At 34.5% G+C, this 26,255-nt stretch carries 22 protein-coding genes and 3 pseudogenes; 24 read left to right on the top strand and 1 reads right to left on the bottom strand.

Features of this window, described 5'->3' with window-relative positions; translation table 11 throughout:
- Window positions 1-52: 52 nt before the first annotated feature.
- The 4 genes and pseudogenes from AC1Q51_RS23250 to AC1Q51_RS23235 form a co-directional block, all read left to right on the top strand.
- Window positions 53-1,087, top strand: a pseudogene (locus tag AC1Q51_RS23250) (HAMP domain-containing protein); the annotation flags it as partial.
- Entirely contained in the window at window positions 1,082-2,029 is a 948-nt protein-coding gene (locus AC1Q51_RS23245; RefSeq protein WP_372584488.1) for a methyl-accepting chemotaxis protein, read from the top strand. The pseudogene AC1Q51_RS23250 and the gene AC1Q51_RS23245, both read left to right, overlap by 6 nt.
- Before the next feature lie 144 nt (window positions 2,030-2,173).
- On the top strand, window positions 2,174-3,781 hold the full coding sequence (locus tag AC1Q51_RS23240) for an ATP-binding protein (RefSeq protein WP_003269387.1): 1,608 nt from the start codon (window positions 2,174-2,176) through the stop codon (window positions 3,779-3,781).
- Between the two features lie 2 nt (window positions 3,782-3,783).
- A complete protein-coding gene (locus AC1Q51_RS23235) occupies window positions 3,784-4,476 on the top strand; it encodes a response regulator (protein WP_000503468.1) in 693 nt (230 codons plus the stop codon).
- A 46-nt stretch (window positions 4,477-4,522) separates the two neighbouring features.
- Here the strand turns inward: AC1Q51_RS23235 and AC1Q51_RS23230 are convergent, their stop codons facing one another.
- A complete protein-coding gene (locus tag AC1Q51_RS23230; RefSeq protein WP_053565293.1) occupies window positions 4,523-5,827 on the bottom strand; it encodes a CitMHS family transporter in 1,305 nt (434 codons plus the stop codon).
- 254 nt (window positions 5,828-6,081) lie between these two features.
- Between AC1Q51_RS23230 and AC1Q51_RS23225 the strand changes: the two genes are divergently transcribed.
- The 20 genes and pseudogenes from AC1Q51_RS23225 to AC1Q51_RS23130 all read left to right on the top strand — a co-directional run bounded on the left by AC1Q51_RS23225 (window position 6,082) and on the right by AC1Q51_RS23130 (window position 26,088).
- Window positions 6,082-6,336 (top strand): hypothetical protein, encoded by a 255-nt coding sequence (locus AC1Q51_RS23225; RefSeq protein WP_000857376.1) that lies wholly within the window; start codon window positions 6,082-6,084, stop codon window positions 6,334-6,336.
- Between the two features lie 135 nt (window positions 6,337-6,471).
- Entirely contained in the window at window positions 6,472-6,975 is a 504-nt protein-coding gene (locus AC1Q51_RS23220; RefSeq protein ID WP_000865665.1) for a nitrous oxide reductase accessory protein NosL, read from the top strand.
- 286 nt (window positions 6,976-7,261) lie between these two features.
- The gene (locus tag AC1Q51_RS23215) at window positions 7,262-8,131 is read left to right on the top strand and encodes an ankyrin repeat domain-containing protein (RefSeq protein WP_000287336.1); all 870 of its coding nucleotides are present in this window, start codon (window positions 7,262-7,264) and stop codon (window positions 8,129-8,131) included.
- A gap of 142 nt (window positions 8,132-8,273) precedes the next feature.
- A pseudogene (locus AC1Q51_RS23210) lies at window positions 8,274-8,549 on the top strand (GNAT family N-acetyltransferase); the annotation flags it as partial.
- 308 nt (window positions 8,550-8,857) lie between these two features.
- Window positions 8,858-9,424: a glycerol-3-phosphate responsive antiterminator gene (locus AC1Q51_RS23205; RefSeq protein WP_090978368.1), complete on the top strand. Its 567-nt coding sequence runs from the start codon at window positions 8,858-8,860 to the stop codon at window positions 9,422-9,424.
- On the top strand, window positions 9,421-10,518 hold the full coding sequence (locus AC1Q51_RS23200) for an ABC transporter ATP-binding protein (RefSeq protein WP_000571384.1): 1,098 nt from the start codon (window positions 9,421-9,423) through the stop codon (window positions 10,516-10,518). The genes AC1Q51_RS23205 and AC1Q51_RS23200 overlap by 4 nt, the downstream gene beginning before the upstream one ends.
- The gene (locus AC1Q51_RS23195; RefSeq protein WP_000573796.1) at window positions 10,518-11,450 is read left to right on the top strand and encodes a carbohydrate ABC transporter permease; all 933 of its coding nucleotides are present in this window, start codon (window positions 10,518-10,520) and stop codon (window positions 11,448-11,450) included. The genes AC1Q51_RS23200 and AC1Q51_RS23195 overlap by 1 nt, the downstream gene beginning before the upstream one ends.
- Window positions 11,447-12,268 carry a carbohydrate ABC transporter permease gene (locus tag AC1Q51_RS23190; protein WP_000635946.1) on the top strand — a complete coding sequence of 274 codons (822 nt, stop codon included), beginning with the start codon at window positions 11,447-11,449 and terminating at the stop codon, window positions 12,266-12,268. The genes AC1Q51_RS23195 and AC1Q51_RS23190 overlap by 4 nt, the downstream gene beginning before the upstream one ends.
- Window positions 12,269-12,289: 21 nt before the next feature.
- The gene (locus tag AC1Q51_RS23185) at window positions 12,290-13,666 is read left to right on the top strand and encodes an ABC transporter substrate-binding protein (RefSeq protein WP_000060580.1); all 1,377 of its coding nucleotides are present in this window, start codon (window positions 12,290-12,292) and stop codon (window positions 13,664-13,666) included.
- Between the two features lie 437 nt (window positions 13,667-14,103).
- Entirely contained in the window at window positions 14,104-14,808 is a 705-nt protein-coding gene (locus AC1Q51_RS23180; RefSeq protein WP_492331743.1) for a metallophosphoesterase family protein, read from the top strand.
- A gap of 195 nt (window positions 14,809-15,003) precedes the next feature.
- Window positions 15,004-15,675, top strand: coding sequence for a response regulator transcription factor (locus tag AC1Q51_RS23175; RefSeq protein WP_001238623.1), 672 nt, complete (start codon window positions 15,004-15,006; stop codon window positions 15,673-15,675).
- The gene (locus AC1Q51_RS23170) at window positions 15,672-16,922 is read left to right on the top strand and encodes a sensor histidine kinase (RefSeq protein WP_080017751.1); all 1,251 of its coding nucleotides are present in this window, start codon (window positions 15,672-15,674) and stop codon (window positions 16,920-16,922) included. The genes AC1Q51_RS23175 and AC1Q51_RS23170 overlap by 4 nt, the downstream gene beginning before the upstream one ends.
- Before the next feature lie 230 nt (window positions 16,923-17,152).
- On the top strand, window positions 17,153-17,974 hold the full coding sequence (locus AC1Q51_RS23165; protein ID WP_492331742.1) for a transporter: 822 nt from the start codon (window positions 17,153-17,155) through the stop codon (window positions 17,972-17,974).
- Between the two features lie 7 nt (window positions 17,975-17,981).
- Entirely contained in the window at window positions 17,982-18,737 is a 756-nt protein-coding gene (locus tag AC1Q51_RS23160; protein ID WP_098329629.1) for a C39 family peptidase, read from the top strand.
- Window positions 18,738-18,990: 253 nt separating this feature from the next.
- Window positions 18,991-20,034 (top strand): annotated as a pseudogene (locus tag AC1Q51_RS23155) (HAMP domain-containing protein); the annotation flags it as partial.
- A complete protein-coding gene (locus tag AC1Q51_RS23150) occupies window positions 20,026-20,973 on the top strand; it encodes a methyl-accepting chemotaxis protein (RefSeq protein WP_433996687.1) in 948 nt (315 codons plus the stop codon). The pseudogene AC1Q51_RS23155 and the gene AC1Q51_RS23150, both read left to right, overlap by 9 nt.
- Before the next feature lie 78 nt (window positions 20,974-21,051).
- On the top strand, window positions 21,052-22,656 hold the full coding sequence (locus AC1Q51_RS23145; RefSeq protein ID WP_065229735.1) for a sensor histidine kinase: 1,605 nt from the start codon (window positions 21,052-21,054) through the stop codon (window positions 22,654-22,656).
- Complete coding sequence (locus AC1Q51_RS23140) at window positions 22,653-23,360, top strand: response regulator (protein ID WP_492331741.1); 708 nt, start codon at window positions 22,653-22,655, stop codon at window positions 23,358-23,360. Before AC1Q51_RS23145 ends, AC1Q51_RS23140 begins: the two co-directional genes overlap by 4 nt.
- A 122-nt stretch (window positions 23,361-23,482) precedes the next feature.
- Window positions 23,483-24,829 (top strand): 2-hydroxycarboxylate transporter family protein, encoded by a 1,347-nt coding sequence (locus AC1Q51_RS23135; RefSeq protein ID WP_000512722.1) that lies wholly within the window; start codon window positions 23,483-23,485, stop codon window positions 24,827-24,829.
- 59 nt (window positions 24,830-24,888) lie between these two features.
- Entirely contained in the window at window positions 24,889-26,088 is a 1,200-nt protein-coding gene (locus tag AC1Q51_RS23130) for an NAD(P)-dependent malic enzyme (RefSeq protein WP_000880783.1), read from the top strand.
- Window positions 26,089-26,255 lie beyond the last annotated feature (167 nt).

Here is a 26,255-nt window from a genome sequence, read left to right as displayed (position 1 = left end):
AAAGATTAAATGTTAATTAATTACATTTAAAACGGTATGGAGGGGTAGAAGTATGTTTCAAAGGAAATTAAGGAGTAGTAGTTTAAAAACAAAGTTACTTGTATCATTTATTATTATTTTAATTCTTCCAAGTATTGTAATTGGTTGGACGTCTTATCAACAGGCGAAGACGAATTTTAATGAAACAATTTTAAACTCGGCGAAAGATAATATAAAAATTTTGGATAATGTAATTAATAAGGAATTGGATAGTAAAAAAATAGATGCAACTTATTTTACGAAATTATTTACACAATCAAGTTACCAAGCAGATCAAATTCAAAACATACAAAATAAACTAGAAGAATACAATAAACTGCATCCAGAAATGGAAGCAATCTATACAGGATCTAGTAATGGACAGTTCATTCAATCACCAGCTATTCAGATGCCAGATGGATATAATCCTACAGAAAGAGATTGGTATAAAGAGGCAGTGAAGAAAAGCGGAGAAGTAATTGTAACTGCTCCATATAAGTCAAAAACGACAGGAAATATTGTTATTACACTAGCAAAACAAAACGAGGATAAAAGTGGAGTTCTTGGGATTGACTTAATCATTAATGATATCGTTACTACTTCTAAGATGGTTAATATCGGTAAGGAAGGATATGTAGCGATATTTGATCAAGATAAAAATGTAGTAGCGCACCCGAAAATGAAGCCAGGAGAGAAATTAGAAGAGAAACTTAGTAAAGAATTGTATAAACAGGAAGCTGGGGATTTTCATTATTCATTAGATGGTGAAGATCGCAATATCACTTTTAAAACGAATAAGAAAACTGGATGGAAAATAGCAGGAATTATGCCTTCCAAAGAAATTATCGAAGCGGCTGAACCTATTTTCTATAAAACAATAACTGTTCTTGGAATTTCACTAATAATCGGTGGGATTGTAATTTACTTCATAATTGCGTCTATTATTAAACCGTTAAAACAACTTGTCATATCATCGAAGAAGATTAGTGAAGGTGATTTAACAGAATCAATTACAGTTCATTCTAAAGATGAAATTGGACAGCTAGGAGAAAGTTTTAACGAGATGGCTGCATCGTTACAAAGTGTCATTTCTAATATAAACACTTCAGCAAGTCATGTAGCGGCATCTTCAGAAGAATTAACAGCTAGTATGAAGCAGACAAGCGAAGCAACGGAACAAATTACACAGGCTATAGAGCAAGTATCAAGTGGTGCAGAAATACAAACGAAAGAAGTTGAAGAAGGAGCAACATTGTTAGAAGAAGTTACAGAAGGAATTCAGCGTGTTGCAGATAGTTCTTCATTAGTATCTACAGCCTCTATGTATACGAAGAAAAAAGCTGAAAATGGTGGGAAGTTAGTTGAACAAACTGTGAATCAAATGCAATTAATTCATGAGTCTGTTTCACAGTCAGACAAAATCATTGGTTTGTTAGACGATAAGTCGAAACAAATTGGAGCAATCCTTGAAGTAATTCAACATATTGCAGAACAGACAAATTTATTAGCGTTAAATGCGGCAATTGAGGCTGCGAGAGCTGGAGAGCAAGGTAGAGGATTTGCAATTGTAGCAGATGAAGTGCGAAAGCTAGCGGAACAATCAGGACAGTCTTCTACGGAAATTGGGAAACTAGTGAAAGAGATTCAATTTGATATAAAAGAAACAGTAAGCTCTATGAATCAAGTTGGAGCAGAAGTACAATCAGGACTTGTAGTTGCAAATGAAACGAAGCAAAGCTTTGTCGAAATATTGAAGTCTACAAATGATACAGTTGTACAAATTGATAGCATGGTAGATGTAGCAAAACAAATGACGGTAGATGCAAAACAAGTAAGTGCATCTATTAATGAAATTGCAGCTACGATTGAAGAAAATGCCGCAAGTGTTCAAAATATTGCTGGTTCCTCTGAGGAACAATTAGCTTCAGTAGATGAAATAAATGCAGCAGCAGTCCATTTATCACAAATGGCAGAAGAATTACAAGAGATGATTGGTAAGTTTAAAATATAATAATAAACTGTTAAGAAACGAAGTAGTACTTATGCTTCGTTTCTTTTTTTATGAAGATAAAAAAGAAAGAAATATATAGTAACCGTGTTATGATAATAAAAAACTGTATTTTCTTTAAATTCTATCTTTAATCATGTTAGGGGAATGGTTTTGAAATTTAAAAAATTAAAACTCCAACCGAGAATTACATTAACTATTAGTACACTTATTTTAGTTGTACTTATGCTAACGAGTTATTTATTTTATTACATATTATCTGAAACGGTAGAAGAGCAAATTGGTAAACGGGCTTTGCATGTTGCGAAAACAGTTGCCGCGATACCAGAAATTCAGGAAGCTTTTCAAAAAGAAAATCCAGCTTCTATTATTCAGCCAATCGCAGAAAAAATTCGAATTGATACAGAGGCTGACTTTATTGTAGTTGGAAACAAAGAGGGGATTCGTTATGCGCATCCTGAGCGAGATAAAATAGGAGAAAAAATGGTTGGCGGAGATAATAAAGGCGTTTTATTAGAAGGGAAATCTTATGTTTCTAAAGCTAATGGATCATTAGGCCCTTCGTTGCGTGGGAAAGTCCCAGTCCGTAACCAGGAAAATGAAATTATTGGTGTGGTGTCTGTTGGGTTTTCAATGGCTGATATTCATGGAGCGGTAGAAGTGTATGGAAAGCGTGTATTTTGGATTACAATAATAGGTCTTTTAATTGGAATAATCGGCTCTATATATTTAGCGGCAAGTATAAAAAGAATGATGTTCGGGATGGAACCAGAAGAAATTTCATCTTTATATGAAGAGCATAGTACAGTGATTCAATCTGTACGTGAAGGGATTATTGTAATCGATAAAAATGGCATGATTAGTTTAGTCAATCAAGCAGCTTATGATATTCTTTCGCTAGATAAGCAACAAAATATTATTGGGGAATTTATTTTAAATGTAATTCCTAATTCAACGATACTAGATGTACTTCAAACTGGTGAAGAACAGTTTGATCGTCAATTAAATATAAAAGGACAGGCTGTTATTGCGAACCGTCTACCTATTAAAGTAAAGAATAAAGTAACTGGCGTTGTATCGAGCTTACGTTTGAAATCTGAAATGGATCAGTTAACAGCAGAATTATCTCAGACGAAGCAATATACAGAGGCATTACGAGCGCAAACGCACGAATATAACAATTTATTGTATACGCTTTCAGGTCTTATCCAATTAGAATCATACGAAGATGCTTTAGAGCTTATTCATAAGGAAACAGCGGTATATCAAGATTTTGTTCAATTTATTATGAAGCGGATTCAAAATCCATGGCTAGGTGGAATTTTAATTGGATTTTATAATAGAGCACGAGAGTTGAAGATTGATTTTATGCTAGATAGAGAAAGTGGTTTAGACAAATTAAGTCCACATATTGAGAGTAATTATGTCGTTTCTATTTTAGGGAATTTAATTACGAATGCATTTGAAGCAATTGAAAAAAATGAAGAGAATGATAAGAAAGTAAGGATGTTTGTAACTGATATTGGAGAAGAAATATTAATTGAAGTGGAAGATTCAGGGCAAGGGATTCATGATGAAATAATTACTAGCATATTCTATAAAGGCTTTTCGACGAAAGAAGGAGGAGAGCGAGGGTATGGATTAGCAAAAGTGAAAGAGTTAGTAGAAGATTTAAATGGAAGTATTGCGATTGAAAAAGGGGATTTAGGTGGTGCGTTATTTATTATTGCACTACCGAAAGAGAGAGGCGAATAGTAATGGGTGAGGAGATTGAAGTATTAATTGTAGAAGATGATATTCGGATTGCTGACATTCATCGTCGTTTTACTGAAAAAATTGAGGGATTTAAAGTAATTGGAACGGCAACGACTGGAGAACAAGCGAAAGAATGGCTAGAGCTTGTGAAGCCACAGCTCGTGTTATTAGATGTGTACTTACCTGATATGCAAGGAACGGAACTTGTCACATATATTAGGAATCATTTGCACGATACAGATATTATTATGATTACAGCGGCATCGGAAACAGATGTAGTGAGGCACGCCCTACGGGGCGGAGTAACAGATTATATCGTAAAGCCACTAATGTTTGATCGATTTAAAGCAAGTCTAGAAGGCTATCAAAAAAAGATTATACAGTTAAAGAAGAACAATCAATTATCTACGGAACAAATTGAATATTTATGGTCTCAAAGAGGCGTGAAGGGAGATCAAATAGAATATGCCCCGAAAGGGATAGATCCTTATACTTTAGCGAAAGTAAAAAAGCATATGTTAACAGTTAATGAAGAAGGGATTACAGCAGAAATGTTAAGCTCAATGATTGGAGTAAGCCGATCAACGGCAAGGCGCTATTTAGAGTATTTGATATCTGGGAAGAAAGTCCACGCAGAGCTAATATATGGAAGTGTTGGGAGACCGGAGAGACGGTATTTTCTTGCTTCTTCATAATAAAAAACAGTAGAGGATTTTATTTCTTCTACTGTTTTTTTGCATCTTATATTGGAATAATCCCAATTACAATTCCGGTAATTAACATAACCATTGTCGTTCCAACGGCCCACAATAAAGTGAAGCGTTGATGTTCACCGAAATCAACTTTGGCCATTCCGACCAATAAATAAGTGGAAGCGACAAGAGGACTTAATAAGTGAACGGGTTGCCCAAGTAAGGAAGCGCGTCCCATTTCAGCTGCACTAATTCCGTAAGTAGCAGCAGCTTTCGTCAAAATAGGTAATACCCCGAAGTAAAATGCATCATTAGACATGAAAAATGTGAATGGCATACTGAGAAGTGCTGTAATAATTGGTAGTTGTGGTCCAAGTGCATCTGGTATAAGAGTTACTACACTGTTAGCCATTGCATCTACCATTTTTGTTCCAGATAAAATACCAGTGAAAATACCGGCAGCAAATACGAGAGAAACAACTGCTAATACATTCCCTGCATGAGAAGCAATACGTTCTTTCTGTTGCTCTAAGTTTGGATAGTTAATCATAACAGCAATAGCAAAAGCGACTGTAAATAAAACAGGTAACGGCATAACTTCTAGTATGAGACAAACAAGTAATGCAGCGGTTAATAAAAAGTTAATCCATAGAAGTTTAGGGCGTTTATGCGCTGCAGCTTCAACAGTTGCAGCTTGCTCATCCATTGTTTGCATTTGTTTTAAATACTGTACATCCATAATTCCTAAACGTTTTCTTTCTTTTTTTCCAAGATAGTAGGCAACGAAAACAACCCAAATTGCACCAGCAATCATTCCTGGAATAAGAGGTGTAAATAATTCGGAAGCCTCAAGTCCAAGTGCGCTCATAACACGAGCTGTGGGTCCACCCCAAGGTGTAAGATTTGTTACCCCCGCCCCTAACATAACAACTCCAGCTAATATGAGGGGGTTCATTCCAAGGCGCTTATATAGTGGATACATTGCGGAAACTGTAATCATGTATGTTGTTGTACCATCACCATCTAGAGAAACGATAATAGTCAATATAGCCGTTCCGACAACGATTTTTAAAGGATCTCCTTTTACAAATTTTAAAATCTTACTAATGACAGGATCAAATAAACCGCTATCAATCATAATCCCAAAATATAAAATAGCGAACATAAGCATAATACCAGTAGGTGCTAATTTTTGAATCCCCTCTAACATCATAGGCCCCATATTGGCATAGAATCCGCCAATTACTGCAAAAACACTCGGAATTAATATTAAGGCTACTAGTGCTGACATACGTTTCGTCATAATTAAAAACATAAAGACAAATACCATCGCAAATCCAAGTAGTGCTAACATGTAATTTCCCCCTCAAAAGAATGATTGCGCTTTCAAAATAGAATAAAAATTCAGAAAAAGGTTTTTTATTTATAATAAAAGCAGCTATTCAAATGGTAAATAATTTGAAAAATAACATCATTAGAAGCATAATTTTTATTTTGTTCATTTTGTTCACGGTAGTTAATTTGAATTTTTAAAAAGTAAGCCACTCCTCGTAAGAATGGTAGAATAAGATGAAAATAGTGAAGTGTGAAATAGGGAGTAGATGTTATATGAAAACGAGAATAGAAGAGATTTATAGCTCTTATGAAGGAAAAGTAGAGGAGATTTTTATTAATGAATCTTCTTACGTATATGAATGGGAAAAATTACTGATGATCCGAAAAAATGACGGTGAGCTAAAAAAAATTGCAGTCGGGATTAGTGGAAATATAAGATTGGTAAATGTAGAAGTTGGACAGGAAATTAGTGCGGATACATTATTAGTTAAATTAGAAGATGATTTATTAATTACAGGTTGTGAGTGATGAGAGATGTGTAGAAATAACTACACATCTTTTTTTGTTTCCTATATTACAAAAAGCACATTGTTTTTTCACAAATCTCACACAACCTTTTGGTATTCTTTTCGTGGAGTATACGGTTTCTAGGGAGGAATATTGATGAAAGTAAAATATGTCGTACTTGCTATATGTTTATGTTTCGTATTTACAGTAGTCGGGTGTGGGAAAAAGGAAACAGCAGCTGTTGCCATTGATGAGAAACATGATAAATGTGATATTTGCCAAATTGGGGTAACAGATAATCAATTTGCAACAGAAATTATTTTAGAAAATGGAAAAGCGTTAAAGTTTGATGATATCGGTTGTATGTATAAATGGATGGAGATCAACTCAGATGAAAAGACGAAAGAGAAATTTGTCCGAGATTATGATTCGAAAGATTGGATTTCGTTAGAAGACGCTACTTACGTATATGATAAAACAATAACGACACCGATGGCTTATAATGTCATTTCATTTAAAAATAAAAAAGATGCAGAGAGCTTTGTATCTAACTATAAGGGGAAAGTTCTTTCGTATAAAGAGCTAGCAGAGCATAAATGGGAAATGAATAAAGAGATGATGGGGAAACCGAAAGCAGGAAATCATGGTGGACATCATTAATAGAAAAAGACAACTATGTAGTTGTCTTTTTCTATTATTACTCAGGTGCAAATATAGAAAAGGTGTAAAATTTTTAGCAGAACGGTTACAATGGAATATAGTAACCTAAAGCAATCATTTATGTACTTTTTAGAAATGTATACAAATGCGGTAAAAACGTGCTAAACTAATTGCTTCATAATGTTAATGATGGGGCCATCAGGCGTATCATTTCAATAGGTTGAGAAACATAGTATAAGCTTAAGATAATCCGATTAAAGAAGGAATCTAAAGGGCTTATGGATAAATGTACTCAAGAAGAGTTATTGTATGTGATGGAGGAATGGTTAAGAAAACATTATCTTTCATAGGAGCTGTAGTTGTGAGAAAACAAAAAATTTTATTATGTATTTTATTAGGACTTTTAATGACGGTAGTGGCTTGCGATAAGCAAGAAGAACCAGAATCGAAACCGGTTCATGTGAAAAATGAAAAGAAAAAAGAGAAGCATAAAGAACAGGAAGAATCTAAAGAAGAGAAAAGTATAAATTTAATGGACAAACAGTTGTTACTTTCAGCTACTCTTGGAGACACAGAGACAGCTATGAAGTTGATTCAGGATGGAGCGAATATAAACGTAGAAGGTGACAACGGAGAAACGCCTGTCCTTGCAGCGACGTACCAAAATCATGTAGAGACAGTTAAAGCATTAATTGGTGCAGGTGCTAATATTGAAATTAAAGATGAGAAAAAAAGTAATCCACTTCTTTATGCAAGTAGAGAAGGATATACGGATATTGTAAAAGTATTAATTAATGCAGGAGTTAATACGAAAGAAACGACTAGGTCAGGTGGGACAGCACTTATTTCTGCATCTGAACGTGGCCATGTAGAGGTTGTTAAAGAATTATTAGAGCATACAGATATTGATGTGAATTATAAAAATGAACGTGGTGGAACAGCGCTATTAGAAGCAATTGTATTAGGAAATGGTAGTGAAAACCATAAGAAAGTAATTCAATTGCTTATTGATCACGGTGCAGATGTAAACATGGCTAACAAGGAACATCTGACGCCACTGCAATACGCTGAAAAAAGAGGTTTTAAAGATATTGTAAATATGTTGAGGGTAGCTGGAGCGAATGAAGTAGTACAGCCACAACAACCAGTAGAGTAAAAAACGAAAAATAATCCCATTTAGATAGACAGAATGAAGAAATCAGTTAGTATGATGGATTCAGTAATGTGTATTTGAATGGGATTTTTATTTTGAACATGAAAAATAGATTATGAATGGATTGTATATGGAGTAAATAAGGAGGCAACCTTATTTGGCAATTGTAAAAAATGAAAAAGTAGTTTCTGTTTGTTGCAGTGCCAGAAGTACGCCCGTAGCTGCTGAGGCAAGTGTGGAAACTTTAGCGGAGTTTCAAGGGAACGGATATGGTACTGATGTTGTTACAGCCTGGGCCATATCAATACAAGAGAAAAGGCGCATTCCACTTTATAGTACCGCTTGGGATAACTTTAGTTTGCAAGCAGTGGCAAGCAAACTAAAAATCATTAACTATGGAATGAATTTACATATTGATTGAATTTTAAGTATTGTTTCGTTCTATTTATTTATATTTTAATATCTAGATTAATGTAAAAAATGATGTGGTGAATATTAACATTCGATTAACACCTAATTAACAATCTATCAAAACTGACTTAATAAATGCGTAATATAGTAAAGGTAACAAAATAACTAGGGTAGAGAATATTTGAGAACACCCACTTACATATAATGTGCCACTTTCTTAGGTGTGCTCTATTCCCTAGAGTTCAAATAAGGAGAAAGGCGTTCTATGTAAGTAGGTGTTTTTAGTTTGGATAAAAATAGAACAGTTAGGTGGAATAAATGTTTAAAGAACCTTATATTGCGATGATAAAGGATTGGGAAGGATACAAAGCATACAAAAAATTGCCGAAAACAGTTTTTCTTATGACTGGTTCAATGCTGGAATTACCAGAGCGTGTATATGAATTGCAGAAACATGGACATGATGTATTTCTTCATTGTGATTTTATACAAGGTTTAAATACGAATACAGAGGAAGCGCTTTTGTATATTCAAGATGTTATCGGGGCACAAGGTATTATTTCAACAAAGGGTTCGACAATTCGAAATGCTAATAAAATTGGATTGAAAACAATTCAACGTATTTTTATTGTAGATACTTTATCTCTTACTAAATCAATTGAAAATTGTAAAACGACTAAACCAAATGCAGTAGAGATTATGCCGGGGATTATGCCTTCTATAATTAAACAGCTAGTAGAGGAAATAGAGTTTCCTATTATTGCAGGCGGGTTGATTCAAACGCGAGAAGATGCGGAAATTGCAATTCGTGCAGGAGCAAGTGCGATTTCAACAAGTCATTATGAAGTATGGATACATGAAGAAAAAAGGAGTGCAACTTTGTGATTGAATTGAAAAATGTTTCAAAGGTATATAAAAATGCAGAAGAGACAGCGGTTAAAGGCGTATCGGTTCATATTAAGAAGGGCGAATTTTTTGTTTTAGTTGGGCCTTCGGGATGCGGGAAAAGCACATTATTACGAATGATCGCTGGCTTAGAAGAGATTTCTTCGGGAGATTTAATTATTAATGAACGTGTTGCAAATGATCTAGAGCCGAAAGACCGTAATCTATCAATGGTATTTCAAAATTATGCATTATATCCACACTTATCTGTAGAAGAAAATATTTTATTTGGACTTAAGGTAAGAAAAGTACAAAAAGAAGAGCGACAAAAGCGACTAATGGAAGCTATTGAAATGGTAGGACTGAAAGAGTATGTGAAAATGAAACCAGGTCAATTATCAGGCGGACAAAGACAGCGTGTTGCGCTTGCTAGGGCGATCGTGAGTCAAGCACCAATCTGTTTAATGGATGAACCACTTTCGAATTTAGATGCGAAATTACGTGCGCAAATGAGAATTGAAATTAGAGAAATTCAGCAGCGATTAGGAATTACGATGATTTACGTTACCCACGATCAAATAGAAGCGATGACTATGGGAGATCGTATCATGGTTTTAAATAAAGGAAGTATACAGCAAGTTGGAACACCACTTGACATATATAACGAACCAGCAAACGAATTTGTTGCAAGCTTTATAGGTTCTCCTTCTATGAATATAAATGATGGAGAAGTGGATAAAGAAAAAGGTGTATTACATATAGGGAAATTGCAAATTCCATTATCTATTAGACAGTTAAAGCAATTACCAGAAGGAACAATTCGCATAGGCATGCGCCCTGAGCATATTGCACTGTCTGAGGAGGGACAAGAAGTGACGTTGCAATCTGTAGAAGTATTAGGGAATGAATCTATATTGAACTTTGCGGTAAATGGAACAACTTGGAGTGCGAAAGTTATCGGACAGTTACTCCTGAACAAAGGTGACAAAGTAAAATTATTATTCTCGCAAGAAAAGTTATGCTTCTTTAACGAAAACACGAATGAACGCTTAAAAGTGGTAGCTGAAGAAGAGTTGAAAGTGGTGGCGAAATAATGATCGAAGTAAGTAAGTTACCAGTTCAAACAAAGGTGTCAAAAAAGAAAAAATTATGGGAGAGAACGAAAGATTTAAGAATAGGATTATTGTTTTTGGCGCCATCTATTTTGCTATTTTCGATTTTTCTGTTCTATCCATTGTTTAGGACGATTTATTATAGTTTTTATTTAACCGATATACATGGAGAAGCTAATCTCTTCGTTGGCTTAGAAAATTATCAATATTTATTCTCTGATCCAGCCTTCTACAAAAGTATAAAATCAACTTTATTATTTGTTTTATATACAGTTCCTACGAGTATTATATTTGCTTTGTTTCTTGCATTGATTGCAAATGGAAAGGTAAGAGGTATTGGGTTATTCCGAGTTCTGTTTTCTTCGACGATGGGAATATCAGTAGCTGCTAGTGCAGTGATTTGGCTATTTTTATTTCATCCAAGTGTAGGATTATTTAATAATATATTAGCCTCTATGAACCTTCCTGCAATCGCATGGTTAACGAGTCCGGACTGGGCACTATTCTCTGTATCAGTTACAACAGTTTGGGTGAATACAGGTTTTGCATTTTTAGTTATATTAGGTGGTTTACAAAATATTGATACGTCTTTATATGAGAGTGCATCTATAGATGGTGCTAGTTATTTATATAAGCTTCGCCGTGTTACATTACCGATGCTATCTCCAACTTTATTCTTTATTGTAACAGTAACATTAATTAGTGCGTTCCAAAGCTTTGGACAAATTGATATTTTAACGCACGGTGGACCAAATGATGCAACGAATTTAATTGTGTACTCGATTTACAAAGAGGCGTTTGTGAATCATCAATTTGGAACAGCAAGTGCACAAGCGATGGTATTATTTGTTTTCATTTTCATTGCTACATTACTTCAATTTAAGTTTGCTGAGAGAAAGGTGCATTATAAATGATTGTTAAACAGTGGAAGCAAAATTTCCTATTATACATGCTGCTCATAATTAGTGCAGTAATGGTATTTTTTCCTGTACTGTATGCGTTTTTAATAAGCTTTATGACACCAGACGATATTCAAATGAGAAGGTTATTTCCAACTCAATTTACTTTTGATAATTTCATTAATATTTTTCAAAAAGTACCACTTTTTACATACTTATATAACAGTTTAATTGTATCGACAGTCGTTATGATTGGACAACTTATCGTATCAAGCTTAGCGGCGTATGCTTTTGTTTTTCTTCAATTTAAAGGGAGAAACTTAATTTTCTTCCTGTTTATTTCAACGATGCTTATTCCGTGGGAAGCAACGATGGTACCTAACTTTTTAACGATTCAAAACTTTGGCTGGATCAATAGTTTCGCTGGGATGACAGTGCCGTTTTTTGCAACAGCTTTCGGTATTTTCTTGTTACGCCAACATTTTATGACACTCCCGAATGAACTGAAAGAAGCTGCTTTTATTGAAGGGATTGGAAATATAAGATTTTTATTCAGCGTTGTAATACCGTATTGTAAAACGAGTTTTATTACGCTTGGAGTATATAGCTTTTTAACAACATGGAATATGTATTTATGGCCACTTTTAGTGACCACTGATGAAAAAGTAAGAACAGTGCAAATCGGTGTAAAGCAGCTTCAGTCTCAAGAAGTTGCAACTGATTGGGGAAGCGTAATGGCCGGTGTTACGGTTATCGTTATTCCAACATTGATTTTACTATTTTTAGGACAAAAGCAATTACAACAAGGATTAACAAAAGGTGCAATTAAATAACTAAGAGAAGGTGAGCTTAAAATGAGTTTAGTAAAAAAAGGTGCTGCCCTATTAATGGCAGCAACAATGGCATTATCTAGTGCCGCTTGTTCAAATAGTAAAACAGAGGGAAAACCTGAAGCGCAGGCAAAAGTAGCACCAGTTGAAAAAAATGGTGATAAAACTGTAATTCGCTTCTGGCATGCGATGGGTGGAAAAACACAAGGGGTACTAGATGGTCTTGTTGCAGACTATAATAAGTCACAAAATAAATACGAGATAAAGGCAGAGTTCCAAGGAACATATGAAGAGTCTTTAACAAAATTTAGAACGATGTCTGCAACGAAAGAAGCACCAGCTCTTGTTCAATCGAGTGAAATTACAACGAAATATATGATTGATAGCAAAAAAATCACACCAATTGATAGCTGGATAAAAAAAGATAAGTACGATACGTCAAAATTAGAAAAAGCAATTACAAATTATTATTCAGTTGATGGAAAAATGTATTCTATGCCATTTAATTCATCTACACCAGTATTAATTTATAATAAAGATGCTTTTGCAAAGGCGGGCTTAGATCCAGAGAAAGCTCCGAAAACATATGCGGAATTACAAGAAGCAGCGAAAAAGTTAACGATTAAAGAAGGCGGAAATGTAAAACAATATGGATTCTCCATGCTTAACTACGGTTGGTTCTTTGAAGAATTGTTAGCGACACAAGGTGCTTTATATGTAGATAACGAAAACGGCCGTAAAGATGCTGCAAAGAAGGCGGTATTTAACGGTAAAGAAGGACAGAAAGTATTTGGAATGTTAGATGATTTAAATAAAGCTGGCGCACTTGGAAAGTATGGAGCAAGTTGGGATGATATTCGTGCCGCGTTCCAGTCTGGACAAGTTGCTATGTATTTAGATTCTTCAGCAGGTGTTCGTGATTTAATTGATGCATCTAAGTTTAATGTAGGTGTTTCATATATTCCGTATCCAGAGGATTCGAAACAAAATGGTGTTGTTATTGGTGGAGCATCATTATGGATGACGAATATGGTTTCAGAAGAAACGCAACAAGGTGCTTGGGACTTTATGAAATATTTAACGAAGCCAGACGTACAAGCAAAATGGCATACTGCAACAGGTTATTTCTCAATTAATCCAGATGCATATAATGAGCCATTAGTAAAAGAGCAATATGAAAAATATCCGCAGTTGAAAGTAACAGTAGATCAACTGCAAGCGACGAAGCAAACTCCGGCAACACAAGGTGCTTTAATTAGTGTATTCCCAGAATCAAGAGATGCAGTTGTAAAAGCATTAGAAGCAATGTATGACGGGAAGAATAGTAAAGAAGCGTTAGATGAAGCTGCCAAAGCAACAGATAGAGCAATTAGCATTTCAGCTCGTACGAGTCAAAAATAAGAGAAAGCCGTATCCTTAAAAGGGATACGGCTTTCTCTATAGGGAGATAAGGGATCAAAGAAATGATGAAGTCTTATCTCTTTTATATGAGTAAAGGGTCTAGAGTGAATGTTGTCCTTTTCATTATTTATTTAACTCCATTGCGACTTGTTTACCATTTACGAAAACCTCTACTACCGCTACTACAACTTCCATTACTTTTTTCATCTCTCATCTCTCCTTATTTTTTGTTTCATTTCTTACTCTCAGTATAAGGAAATACAGTAATTACAACTATCGAATTGGATGACAAGAGACTTACATTGTTGTAAGGATAATAGTTTAGTTTGTAATAAAGTGAAACTGTAATCAGTGGGGGACTTACTGCCCGTTAATGCGGGATTTCAATTCTGAACTTTCTGTCGTTTCGAACTATAATTAGAAAGAGGGGGGATAATATGAAAAGAATTCTTGTTATTAGTGATATTCATGGAGAGATAGAAAAGTTCGAACAGTTATTGGAAGAAGCTCAATATGATGCGAAACAGGATCAATTAATCTTACTGGGAGATTATGTAGATCGTGGTCCAAATGCGCGTGCTGTAATTGAAAAGGTAAGAGAATTGAAAGAAGAGGGAGCACTCATTTTAAAAGGAAATCATGAAGATATGATGATTAAGGCGTTAACGACAAATGAGGAACGTTCATGGAACCATTGGGTAAAAAGAAATGGTGGAGATAAGACATTATATAGCTATGGATTTGTAGAAGAGGATATTGCGGTTAATGAGAAAGACTTCCAAAAACCGATGTTACAATCTCGTGTATTAGAGGAACATATAAAGTTTATTCAAGAATTAGATCATTACATTGAAACAGAAGAGTATATATTTGTACATGCTGGGGTTGAACCGGTGAAACGAGTTTCTGAATCTGAACCATATACGTTAATGTGGATCCGTAATGAATTTCATAATGGATATAGTGGTGAAAAGGTTGTTGTATTTGGGCATACGGAAACAAAAACGCTTCATGGTAGTGAGGATTGCGGAGTGTATTTTGGGAGTAATCGTATTATTGGAATTGATGGCGGGGCTGTGTATGGTGGTCAGCTAAATTGTTTGGAGTTGCCGAGTAAAAAGGTATATGTAATAAAAAATTGAAAGAGATAAGAGGAATCTTATTTCTTTCAATTTTTTATTAAACTAAATTTAAGACAAAGTTTTTATAATAAAACTTCAAAATTTTAGAAGGAAATAGTTAAAAATGAAAATACGTAATGTAACTACATTCTTTTGTTATGAAGAGAAGAAATGTAATAATAAATAGAATTGAACTATTTGATGGAAGGTGAGAGCATGCGATTACTTGTAGTAGAAGATAATGCCTCGTTATTAGAGTCTATCGTACAAATTTTGCGTGATGAATTTGAAGTAGATACGGCAATAAATGGAGAAGATGGATTGTTTTTAGCGCTTCAAAATATATATGATGCAATTTTGCTGGATGTGATGATGCCAGGGATGGACGGATTTGAAGTAATTCAAAAAATACGTGATGAAAAGATTGAAACACCAGTCCTGTTTTTGACAGCGAGAGATTCTTTAGAAGATCGGGTGAAGGGATTGGATTTTGGTGGAGATGACTATATAGTTAAGCCATTCCAGGCCCCTGAATTAAAAGCGAGAATTCGCGCTTTACTACGCAGAAGTGGTAGTTTAACAACCCAGCAAACGATTCGTTATAAAGGGATTGAATTGTTCGGAAAAGATAAAGACGTTCAAGTAGATGGACAAAGTATTAAGTTGACATTGAAACAATATGAGCTACTAGAGTATCTCATTCAAAATAGCGGGAAGATTTTAATGCGTGAACAAATTTTTGATCGTGTTTGGGGATTTGATTCAGATACGACAGTAGCCATTGTGGAAGTGTATGTGCATCATTTGCGTAAAAAATTAGAACCATTCGGTTATCAGAAAGATATTCAAACCGTTCGAGGTATTGGATATATATTAAAAGAACAATGAAAAAGGGAAGTATGTTTCAAAAGACACGCATTCGTTTGACTATAGTGAATTCATTAGTATTTATCCTATTAATAGGTATATTAGGTAGTATTATTTATTCATACACATATAAGCGTATTTATAATGAAGTGGATCAATCTATAAAAATGATGGCTCAGTATAGAGAAAAATTAGATGTTAAAATACCACCAAGAAAACGTATGGAGAATATCCAAATTGGAGATCCGCGAGTAACTAGAATAACTTGGAATGGGAAAATAGTGAAAATAGAGGGCGATAACCGTAAATTCCGTTCTATTTTTGAAGAGAATTTGGAAAAGTTTTCTCCGGAAAAAATAGGGGAGTTACAAGATATCAAAGTACAAGGACGATATTTTAGAGCATTTTCGCTTCAAAAAGATGGAGAAATAGTTCAAATCGTGCGAGATATAACAGCGGAAGAAGGAATGTTAAATACTTTATTTTTAATTCTTATTATAGGTTGTAGCATAGGAAGTTTATGTGCAATAGGAATCGGCTTTTTCTTAGCTGGTAGGGCACTCGTACCTATTCAAAATTCATGGGAGAAACAGCAGCAATTCGTTTCTGATGCATCACATGAACTCAGGACACCACTTGCAGTTATTCAATCAAAAACGGATGTTTTATTCCAGTCACCATCCGCTACGATAGAAGAAAAAGCGATGGATATTTCTACAATTTCAAAAGAATGTAGGCGGTTATCGAAACTCGTTAGTAATTTATTATTGCTAGCACGTTCTGATTCTAATCAAATTGAGATGGATAAGAAAACATTTGAACTTGATAAATTGTTAGAAGAAATAGTAGCTCCATATAAGGAGATTGCTTCTTATCAAGAAAAAGAAATGATGCTAAAAGTAGAACGTGGTGTATCTTTTATGGGGGATAGAGAGCGGATTCATCAAATGATGGTCATACTGTTAGATAATGCGATGAAGTATACAAACGAAGGTGGGCATATTCAAATCGATTGCACGCAAACGAGTAGTTCAATTCGTATACATGTGAAAGATGACGGGATAGGAGTGAAAGAAGAAGATATTCCGAAATTATTTGATCGTTTTTATCAAGGGGATAAAGCAAGAAGTACGTCAGAAGGAGCTGGATTAGGTCTTTCAATCGCAAATTGGATTGTAGAAAAGCATTATGGAAAAATATCAGTAGAGAGCAAATGGGGAGATGGAACTTGCTTTGAAGTGATTTTCCCTAAAAATCAAAAAATATAAGTAAGAAGACGATCTTGTTTTTACAAGGTCGTCTTTTTTAAGGGAAAGTTAAGAAACTATTTATATTATGTATGGCATAAAGAAAGTTCGTTACATGAAGAAGAGACTAGGTGTATGTGAGTGAGTTTTATCAATCATAATGTTATCTCAAGCAGCGATGAGATGTATGTATAGTATTAAAAAAACTAGGGGAATGATGGGAAAGAAAGTATAAGAGGGAGGAATTAATTTTGAAAAAGAAAATGATGACGGTATTCACTATTGGAGTAATGAGTTTAAGTATATTAGGGGGTGCCTCTCCTTCTGAAACACAAAAAGGAAAGACAGATTACACACAGCGCAGTAAAGAACAATTGAACAATGGTAAGATACATGCAGTGCATACAGAAGAAAAAGCAGAGAAACTAGGTATTGAAACGGAAGGAAAAGAACAAATTACACTAGAAAAAGAAATTCATGAAACAGAAGTAGGAAGGGAAGCAGAGCAGTTAGGCATATCGATTGAAGGAAAAGATGTTGGGACGCTGTCAGAAGAAATCTATGAAACAAAAGTAAAGCAAGAAGCATTAAAGCTAGGTATATCTATAGAGAATGCATCAATTGTAGATTTAATTACTCAAATTAATGCGATTAAAATTAAAGATGAAGCAGATAAATTAGGTATTTCGACAGATGGAAAAGAAATCGAAGACATCGCGGAAGAAATCTACGGAAAGAAAGTAAGAGAAGAAGCAGGAAAGTTAGACATTTCTCAAAAAGGAAAAGAAATTGAAGAGTTAGCACAAGAAGTGTACGAACAAAAAGTACAGGAAGAAGCAAAAAAATATCATATTGATTTGTATGGTAAAGATATATATCAAATATTAAGAGAAATTAATGAACAAATGGTGCTACAAATGGCAGATGAGCTTAATATGGATAAAATGAATATGAATATTCAAGAGTTAGCGGAAAAGATAAAAAAAGATCAGCCTGAAAAAGGAAAAGAACTAAATTTTGTACCGATGATACGAACGGATGCTGACGCATTTTATTCTTATTTAACGAATTAATAAGGGCGTGAAAGCGATAAGAAAATTGAAGTGGTATATATGTACAGCTTTACTAGGTACAGCAATATGGAGTGTATATACAAATGGAATTCCAAAGTATGTAGAGAAGTTAACATTCTCAAATATACAAAGAGGAAAAGAAACGGAGTTTAGTAATAACGATGAAAAAGTCATCTTATCAAATGTTCCATTAATTCAGCAGTTACCAGAATTGGATAGAGGCTGTGAAGTGACAAGCTTAGCGATGATGTTACAATACGCTGGTGTTTCAGTGGATAAGATGACATTAGCAAATGAAATAAAAAAAGTTGATTTTATAGACGATGGTGTGCGCGGGAATCCAAATGAAGGATTTGTAGGTAATATTTATACATTCTCTGAATCAGGATACGGTGTATATCATGGGCCACTTTTTCAGTTAGCGGAAAAATATTTACCTAATAAAGCTGTAGACTTAACAGGGAAGAATATAGAAGAAATTTATAAGAGTGTAAAAGCAGGGAAACCTGTAGTCATGATCACGAATGCAACATTTGCACCATTAGATGAAGATGAATTTACTACATGGGAAACAAATAGTGGAGATGTTTCTATTACGTATAATGAACATTGTGTTGTACTTATTGGGTATGATAAGGAATTTGTATATATTCGAGATCCTCTTAATGAAAGTTTAGATGTAAAAATACCGAGAGAAAGTTTTGAAAAGGCATGGATGCAAATGGGGAGTCAGGCGATTAGTTATGTGAAAAGCTCTAAATGAATGAGTAAGGAAAGAGATGTAAGGAATTGTAAGAGGAGTTTTTGTGGGGGTTTTTTGTTACGAAATAAGAGAACTTGAACTTATTATATAAGCTGAAGTTCTCTTATTTTTTTATGATTAAATCTTTAGAAGGAGTGAATATGAAAAAATGCATAATTGACGAAAAATTTACATGTTATCATTATATATTGTTTTATATATGTAAATTGTATAAAATGACACAAGTATCCACATTACATAAAGGAGGCTTATTATGCAAAAAATATTTAACGGGGTTAAATGTATGAGTATCAATAAAAAATTAATCATTTCATTTTTTATTATTTTAACTATACCAGGAATTATTATCGGTGGTGTTTCATATCAAACTGCCAAAACAAATTTTGAACATCAAATGACAGATAAGGCAAAGGAGAATATTTCGATTTTAAATACTGTTATTTCTCAAAATATAGAAGAGAAATTTGTTGATGCGACGTACTTTGCAGACATCTTAACAGAGGATACATATCCAAATGGACAAGAAGAAATAGTAAGAACGAAGTTAGCACAATATATAAAGCTTCATCCAGAAGTTGAAGGTATTTATATTGGAACAGAGACGGGAAAGTTTATAAGAGAACCATTTATTCAAATGGCTGATGGGTATAATCCAACAGATAGATCTTGGTATAAAGAAGCACATGAAAATAAAGGGAAAGTAATTGTTACTGCGCCATATCAGTCAGCATCTACAAAAAATATGGTAGTGACAATTGCGAAAGAAGTAAAAGATGGTAAAGGTGTTATAGGAATTAATTTAAACTTAGATAACATCTTAAAAATTTCCAAAATGATTAACATTGGTGAAAAAGGTTATGCAGTTATTTTAGATCAAAATAAGCAAATTGTTAGTCATCCATCTAGAAAACCAGGTACAAAAGTTACTGATCCTTGGATTAAACCAATTTATGAAGATAAACAAGGAAATGTGTCTTATACAGAACAAGATGATAAAAAGAATTTAATCTTTGCAACAAATGAGAAAACAGGCTGGAAAGTAGTTGGAGTTATGTTCGATGAAGAAATTACCCAAGCTGCAAATCCAGTGTTTTATAAGACTTTAATTGTTATTGCTATCGCTATTGTATTTGGTAGTGTATTAATTTATTTCATTACAAAGTCTATTACAAGGCCATTACGAAAAATAGCTGAATCGGCACATAAAATTAGTAAGGGAGATTTAACAGAGAAAATTACAATCCATTCCAAAGATGATATAGGGAAACTAGGGAATTCATTTAATGAAATGTCTACGTCTTTACAAGATGTTATTACCCAAATTAGCTTTTCAGCAGAACATGTTGCAGCATCGGCAGAAGAGTTAACAGCGAGCGTACAGCAAGCGAATGATGCGACAGATCAAATTACAATTGCAATGGAGCAAGTATCAGGTGGGGCTGAATCACAAAGCCAAGGTGTTGAAGAAGGTGCGGCTACATTACAACAAGTAAATACAGCAATTCAAGATGTAACTGGAAGCGCAGAGTCAATTTCTATTTCCTCATTACATGCGCGAGAAAGAGCTGAAGAGGGAGAAGATTTAGTTGAACAAACCGCAAAACAAATGCAGTCTATTTCTAGGTCGGTATCCGAGTCAGATGCTATTATTAAACTTCTTGATGAGAAATCAAAGCAGGTAGGAGCTATTTCTGAAGCAATTCAAAATATCGCTACTCAAACGAACTTATTAGCTTTAAATGCGGCTATTGAAGCAGCAAGAGCAGGTGAACAGGGAAGAGGATTTGCTATTGTAGCAGATGAGGTTAGAAAATTAGCAGAGCAATCAGGAGAGTCATCTGGAGAGATTGCAAATTTAATTGCAGAAATTAAGGCGGATATTGAACATACTGTTAAGGCAATGGATAATGTGAATGGAGAAGTTCAACAAGGCCTTGATGTTGTAACAAAAACGAAAGTAAGTTTTACGGAAATTTTAAGTTCTACTACACATATTGTTTCTCAAGTTAATCAAATGGTAGAAACAACGAAGAGAATTGCGGGAGATGCAAATGAAGTGACAAATGCTATTGATGAAATTGCAGCGGCTGCAGAAGAAAATACAGCTAGTATGCAAAGTGTTGCTGCTTCAACAGAAGAACAAGTTAATTCAATGGAAGAAATTAGTTCTGCTTCGCAAAACTTAGCTGGGATGGCAGAAGAATTACAAGCGATGACTAGTAAATTTAAAGTATAATAACAGCAGATAAGTAAGGTGAAAATAATATCACCTTACTTATTTTTCTATTCAGCAATTAGGGGAGTCATTAACGGGATGAAAAAAAGAAAAAGACTATGGAATTTATGGAAAACGATTACATTGTTAGTTTGTACAGTTGTGATTTTTTCTTTACTTGTGACAGATATATTAATTAGTCACAATGTAGAACGGACAACGGAGGATAACCAAGCAGAGAAAGCAAAAACAATTGCACACATTGTGGCGAATGATTCGATTGTAATCGATGGCTTGATTGGGAAAGCAGATACTTCTGCAATCCAAACGTATACAAATAGGATATTAAAAAACACAGGTGTTCAATTTATTGTAGTTATGGACATGAATGGAATAAGAAAATCACATCCAAATCCTCAAAAAATAGGTCATCATTTTATTGGGGGAGATGAAGGGCCTGCATTGAAAGGAAAGGAACATGTATCACTGGCAGAAGGAACTTTAGGTATTTCAATGCGAGTGTTTGTACCTGTATTTTCTGAAACGGGTGAACAGCTTGGAGCGGTGGCGGTCGGTATTTCAGCAGATAATGTAAAAGAGAGAGTTAAGGAAAGTAGATATATCATTTATATTGGAGTTGGAGTTGGAGTATTAGTCGGAATTATAGGAGCGATATTGCTAGCTAGACATATAAAGAAAAGCTTATTCGGTCTTGAACCTCACAGGATAGCAAAAATTCTTGAAGAAAGAAATACGATGCTACAATCTGTAAAGGAAGGTATTATTGCTGTAGATAAAGAGGCTAGAGTAACGCTAATTAATAATGAAGCGAAACGTCTATTTAAAAAAAGCGGACTTGAAGAAGATTTTATCGGTAAAGATGTTGAGTTGTATATGCCGAATTCACGTATAAAAGAAGTATTGCAAACGGGAGAAGTACAATTAAACGAAGAACAAAATATTTATGGAATTACGATTGTGACGAATCGAGTTCCTTTATATGTAAAAGGAGAAATAGTTGGCGCAATTGCAACATTTCGTGATAAAACAGAGATTCGAAAACTAGCAGAGGAACTAACTGGTATTAGACTATATGCAGAAGCATTACGGGCACAATCTCATGAGTTTATGAATAAGATGCATGTCGTATTAGGGCTTACACATATGAAACAGTATGAAGAATTACAGAAGTATATAAGCGGTATGGTATCAGAGCATCAATATGAAATTGGTGGAGTTATGAAAAGAATAAAAAATCCAGTATTTGCTGGTTTTTTACTAGGTAAGCTCAGCTATGCTAGAGAGAAGAATATCAAATTAATTATAAGTGAAGATTCTCATATGCCGGAAATAGATGATGAAAGTATTACTCATGAACTTATTACGATTGTGGGAAATTTAATTGATAATGCGTTAGAGGCAGTGACGAATTGTGAAAAGAAGCAAGTTGAAGTTGAGATACAATATGGGGATATATTAACTATTACAGTACAAGATACGGGAAAAGGTATACAAGAAAAAGAAATAGAGGCATTATTTACGAAAGGTTATTCAACAAAGGGAGATAACCGCGGTTATGGTTTGTATCTTGTAAAAGAAAGTATACAGCGAATAAATGGGGAAATTGATATACATTCATTAGTAGGAAAGGGAACAACGATAACAATTGAAATACCTAAAGGTAGGGATGAGAGGCAAATATGATTAAAGTTTTAATTGTAGAAGATGACCCGATGGTAGCAATGTTAAATACGCATTATTTAGAGCAAGTAGGAGGGTTTGAACTTGTTCAAGCAGTTAACTCAGTAAAGTTGGCGATAGAAGTATTAGAGAAATCACGAGTGGATTTAGTATTACTTGATATTTTTATGCCTGAAGAGACTGGGTTTGAGCTTTTAATGTATATTCGGAATCAAGAAAAAGAAATCGATATTATAATGATTTCAGCTGTACATGATATGGGGAGTATTAAAAAAGCATTACAATACGGAGTTGTAGATTATTTAATTAAACCATTTACATTCGAACGATTTAAAGAGGCATTAACTATATATCGAGAAAAACTTACTTTCATGAAAGAACAACAAAAGCTTAGTCAATCGGAATTAGATTCGTTAATTTTACAAAAAGAAAAAAGAGAGCCTACTGTCACTAAAGAGCTTCCGAAAGGATTAACGAAGCAAACGTTGCAATTAATTTGGCAGAAGATCGAGTCGTTGAATGGACGAGCGTTTACAACAGATGAAATGGCACAATTAGTTGGAATTTCAAGAGTTTCTATTCGGAAATATGTAATGTTTCTGACTGACATTGGGGTGTTAGAAAACGAAATGATGTACCAACATGTGGGAAGACCTGTAAGTAAATTAAGATGTGTTAATCAAAAGAAAATAGAGTTTTACGTATAAGCGACTTAGTATAAGTCGCTTATACTTTTTTTAATTACAAAATCAATTACAAAACTTACAAAAACTATTTTTACTATTGAAAGCGTTTTAATATTGTTATTAAGAAAACGAGGGGGTGCCATATGGGAATTCAAAAGAATGTGGAAGCGGTATCATTTTCTGAAGGAAATGAAGTACAAAGAGAATCTTTCGCTTCTAAAATTATGAATGTAAAAATCGGTGTTATACCTTTACCGTTATATGTAGTATTGGCTGCTATTATTTATGGGGCATCTGTATATAATAAATTGCCAGCAGATATGATTGGTGGATTTGCAGTTATTATGATCATGGGGATTTTCTTAGGCGATATTGGGATGAGAATTCCAATTTTAAAAAATATCGGCGGTCCAGCAATACTTTCGTTATTTATTCCATCATTACTTGTATTTTTTAACTGGATGAATCCAGCTTCAATGGAAGCTGCGACTATGTTAATGAAAAAATCGAACTTTTTATATTTATATATTTCTTGTTTAGTAGTCGGAAGTATTTTAGGAATGAACCGTAAAGTGTTAGTACAAGGTTTCGTTCGCATGTTTATTCCTTTAGTAGTAGGGACGTTAGCTTCTGTAGCAGTAGGGTTATTGGTCGGTTCATTATTTGGATTTGAAATGAAGCACACATTCTTCTTTATCATCGTACCAATTGTAAGTGGTGGTATCGGGGAAGGGATTTTACCATTGTCGCTAGCTTATAGTGATATTTTAAATGAATCGTCAGCAACGTTTGTATCACAGCTTATTCCAGCAGCTATTATTGGAAATATGTTCGCAATTGTAAGTGCAGGGTATATGAAGCGTTTAGGTGAGAAGAAACCGGAGCTTAGTGGTAACGGTGTATTAGTGAAAACAGACAATCAAGCAGAATTATTAAAAGAACAAAATACAGAGAAGCCAATTGACTTCTCATTAATGGGAGCAGGTTTATTAATTGCGTGTACGTTCTTCATCTTCGGAGGATTTGCTTCTAAGTTCATCGGTATTCCTGGGGCAATCATTATGATTTTTTCAGCAGCACTTGTGAAATACTTTAAATTAATGCCAGCAAAAATGGAGCAAGGAGCATTCCATTTATATAAATTTATTTCGAAGAATTTAACTTGGCCTTTAATGGTTGGATTAGGATTGCTATATATTCCGTTAAAAGACGTAGCAGCAGTTCTTTCAGTAGGATATGTTGTTGTGTGCGCATCGGTTGTTCTTACAATGGTAGCATCAGGTTTTCTTGTAGGGAAAGTGATGAAGATGTATCCAGTTGAATCGGCGATTGTAACTGGATGTCATAGCGGTTTAGGCGGAACTGGAGATGTTGCTATTTTATCTGCTTCAAATCGTATGGAATTAATGCCGTTCGCGCAAATTTCAACTCGTTTAGGCGGGGCGGCAATGGTTGTAACGGCGACAATATTATTAAAAATGTTTTCATGATCAAACAAGCTAGCTATATTCATATAGCTAGCTTGTCAAATTAAGGGGAGATTATAAGTATGTTAGCAAATCAAATTAATGAAAGATCATTGTTATTGCATAAAGAATTAGTAGGGAAAATTGAAATTACAAGTAAAGTGGAAGTAAATTCAGCGGATGATTTAAGCCTGACGTATACACCAGGTGTAGCGGAGTCTTGTAAAGCAATTGCGGCAGATGAAGAAACGGTGTATGACTATACAGCACGTGGTAATATGGTGGCAGTTGTTTCAGATGGAACAGCGGTACTTGGTTTAGGAAACATTGGACCGAAAGCGGCTATGCCTGTTATGGAAGGAAAAAGTATTTTATTTAAGAAATTTGCGAATGTAGATGCTTTCCCATTATGTTTAGGCACAACGGATGTAGATGAAATCGTTACCCTTGTAAAAAATTTAGAGCCTACATTTGCAGGGATTAATTTAGAAGATATTGCAGCACCACGTTGTTTTGAAATTGAAAAACGATTAAAAGAAGAAACGAATATTCCTGTATTCCATGATGATCAACATGGAACAGCTATTGTCGTTTTAGCAGCTGTTATTAATGCATTAAAAGTTGTTAGCAAACAAATGGATAATGTGAAAATCGTTATTAACGGTGCGGGTTCGGCAGGAATTGCAATTGGAAAATTATTATTAAAGGCTGGTACAAAGCACATTACGCTAGTTAGCCTAGAAGGTATTGTTTGTGAAGGTGAAACATGGATGAACGAAGCACAAATTGAAGTTTCAAAAAAGACAAATCGTGAACATGTGCGTGGAACGTTAAAAGAAGCGATTCACCAAGCTGATATTTTTATTGGCGTATCTGCTCCTAACGTATTAACGAAAGAACTTGTACAGACGATGAATGAGAAAGCAATTGTGTTTGCAATGGCGAATCCAATTCCAGAAATCTTCCCTGAGGATGCATTAGAGGCTGGGGCAGCTGTAGTAGGAACTGGGCGCTCGGATTATGCGAATCAAGTAAATAATGTATTGGCGTTTCCCGGAATATTCCGCGGTGCGTTAGATGTGCGCGCAACTGATATTACAGAAGAGATGAAATTAGCGGCAGCATATGGAATCGCTAACATCATTACTGACGAAGAACGTAATGCGAATTATGTAATCCCGAATCCATTAGATAAAAGAGTTGTTCCAAGTGTTGCAGAAGCAGTAGCGAAAGCAGCTATTGATTCGGGCGTGGCGCAAATTACGAAAATACCAAGTTATTAATAGCTAAAAGCAGTGCCTAAAAGGCACTGCTTTTTTGAGATAAGAAATCAAAATAATGAAGAAGTGTAGAATTATTTATGTTTCTTCACTATTTATTTAATTCCATTGCAACTTGTTTATCATTCACTAAAACCTCAGTTACTGCTACGATTACTTCTATCATTTTT

The organism is Bacillus sp. MT94, assembly GCF_058792475.1.
Note: the sequence above shows the minus strand (reverse complement) of the source record. Positions and strands in the feature narration are given on the sequence as shown.

Bases quoted from the DNA above. Each gene is read 5' to 3' on its own strand.
- AC1Q51_RS23245 (WP_372584488.1), top strand. From the start codon at position 1,082: ATGGCTGCATCGTTACAAAGTGTCATTTCTAATATAAACACTTCAGCA.
- AC1Q51_RS23240 (WP_003269387.1), top strand. From the start codon at position 2,174: ATGGTTTTGAAATTTAAAAAATTAAAACTCCAACCGAGAATTACATTA.
- AC1Q51_RS23235 (WP_000503468.1), top strand. From the start codon at position 3,784: ATGGGTGAGGAGATTGAAGTATTAATTGTAGAAGATGATATTCGGATT.
- AC1Q51_RS23230 (WP_053565293.1), bottom strand. From the start codon at position 5,827: ATGTTAGCACTACTTGGATTTGCGATGGTATTTGTCTTTATGTTTTTA.
- AC1Q51_RS23225 (WP_000857376.1), top strand. From the start codon at position 6,082: ATGAAAACGAGAATAGAAGAGATTTATAGCTCTTATGAAGGAAAAGTA.
- AC1Q51_RS23220 (WP_000865665.1), top strand. From the start codon at position 6,472: ATGAAAGTAAAATATGTCGTACTTGCTATATGTTTATGTTTCGTATTT.
- AC1Q51_RS23215 (WP_000287336.1), top strand. From the start codon at position 7,262: ATGTACTCAAGAAGAGTTATTGTATGTGATGGAGGAATGGTTAAGAAA.
- AC1Q51_RS23205 (WP_090978368.1), top strand. From the start codon at position 8,858: ATGTTTAAAGAACCTTATATTGCGATGATAAAGGATTGGGAAGGATAC.
- AC1Q51_RS23195 (WP_000573796.1), top strand. From the start codon at position 10,518: ATGATCGAAGTAAGTAAGTTACCAGTTCAAACAAAGGTGTCAAAAAAG.
- AC1Q51_RS23190 (WP_000635946.1), top strand. From the start codon at position 11,447: ATGATTGTTAAACAGTGGAAGCAAAATTTCCTATTATACATGCTGCTC.
- AC1Q51_RS23185 (WP_000060580.1), top strand. From the start codon at position 12,290: ATGAGTTTAGTAAAAAAAGGTGCTGCCCTATTAATGGCAGCAACAATG.
- AC1Q51_RS23180 (WP_492331743.1), top strand. From the start codon at position 14,104: ATGAAAAGAATTCTTGTTATTAGTGATATTCATGGAGAGATAGAAAAG.
- AC1Q51_RS23175 (WP_001238623.1), top strand. From the start codon at position 15,004: ATGCGATTACTTGTAGTAGAAGATAATGCCTCGTTATTAGAGTCTATC.
- AC1Q51_RS23170 (WP_080017751.1), top strand. From the start codon at position 15,672: ATGAAAAAGGGAAGTATGTTTCAAAAGACACGCATTCGTTTGACTATA.
- AC1Q51_RS23150 (WP_433996687.1), top strand. From the start codon at position 20,026: ATGTCTACGTCTTTACAAGATGTTATTACCCAAATTAGCTTTTCAGCA.
- AC1Q51_RS23145 (WP_065229735.1), top strand. From the start codon at position 21,052: ATGAAAAAAAGAAAAAGACTATGGAATTTATGGAAAACGATTACATTG.
- AC1Q51_RS23140 (WP_492331741.1), top strand. From the start codon at position 22,653: ATGATTAAAGTTTTAATTGTAGAAGATGACCCGATGGTAGCAATGTTA.
- AC1Q51_RS23135 (WP_000512722.1), top strand. From the start codon at position 23,483: ATGGGAATTCAAAAGAATGTGGAAGCGGTATCATTTTCTGAAGGAAAT.
- AC1Q51_RS23130 (WP_000880783.1), top strand. From the start codon at position 24,889: ATGTTAGCAAATCAAATTAATGAAAGATCATTGTTATTGCATAAAGAA.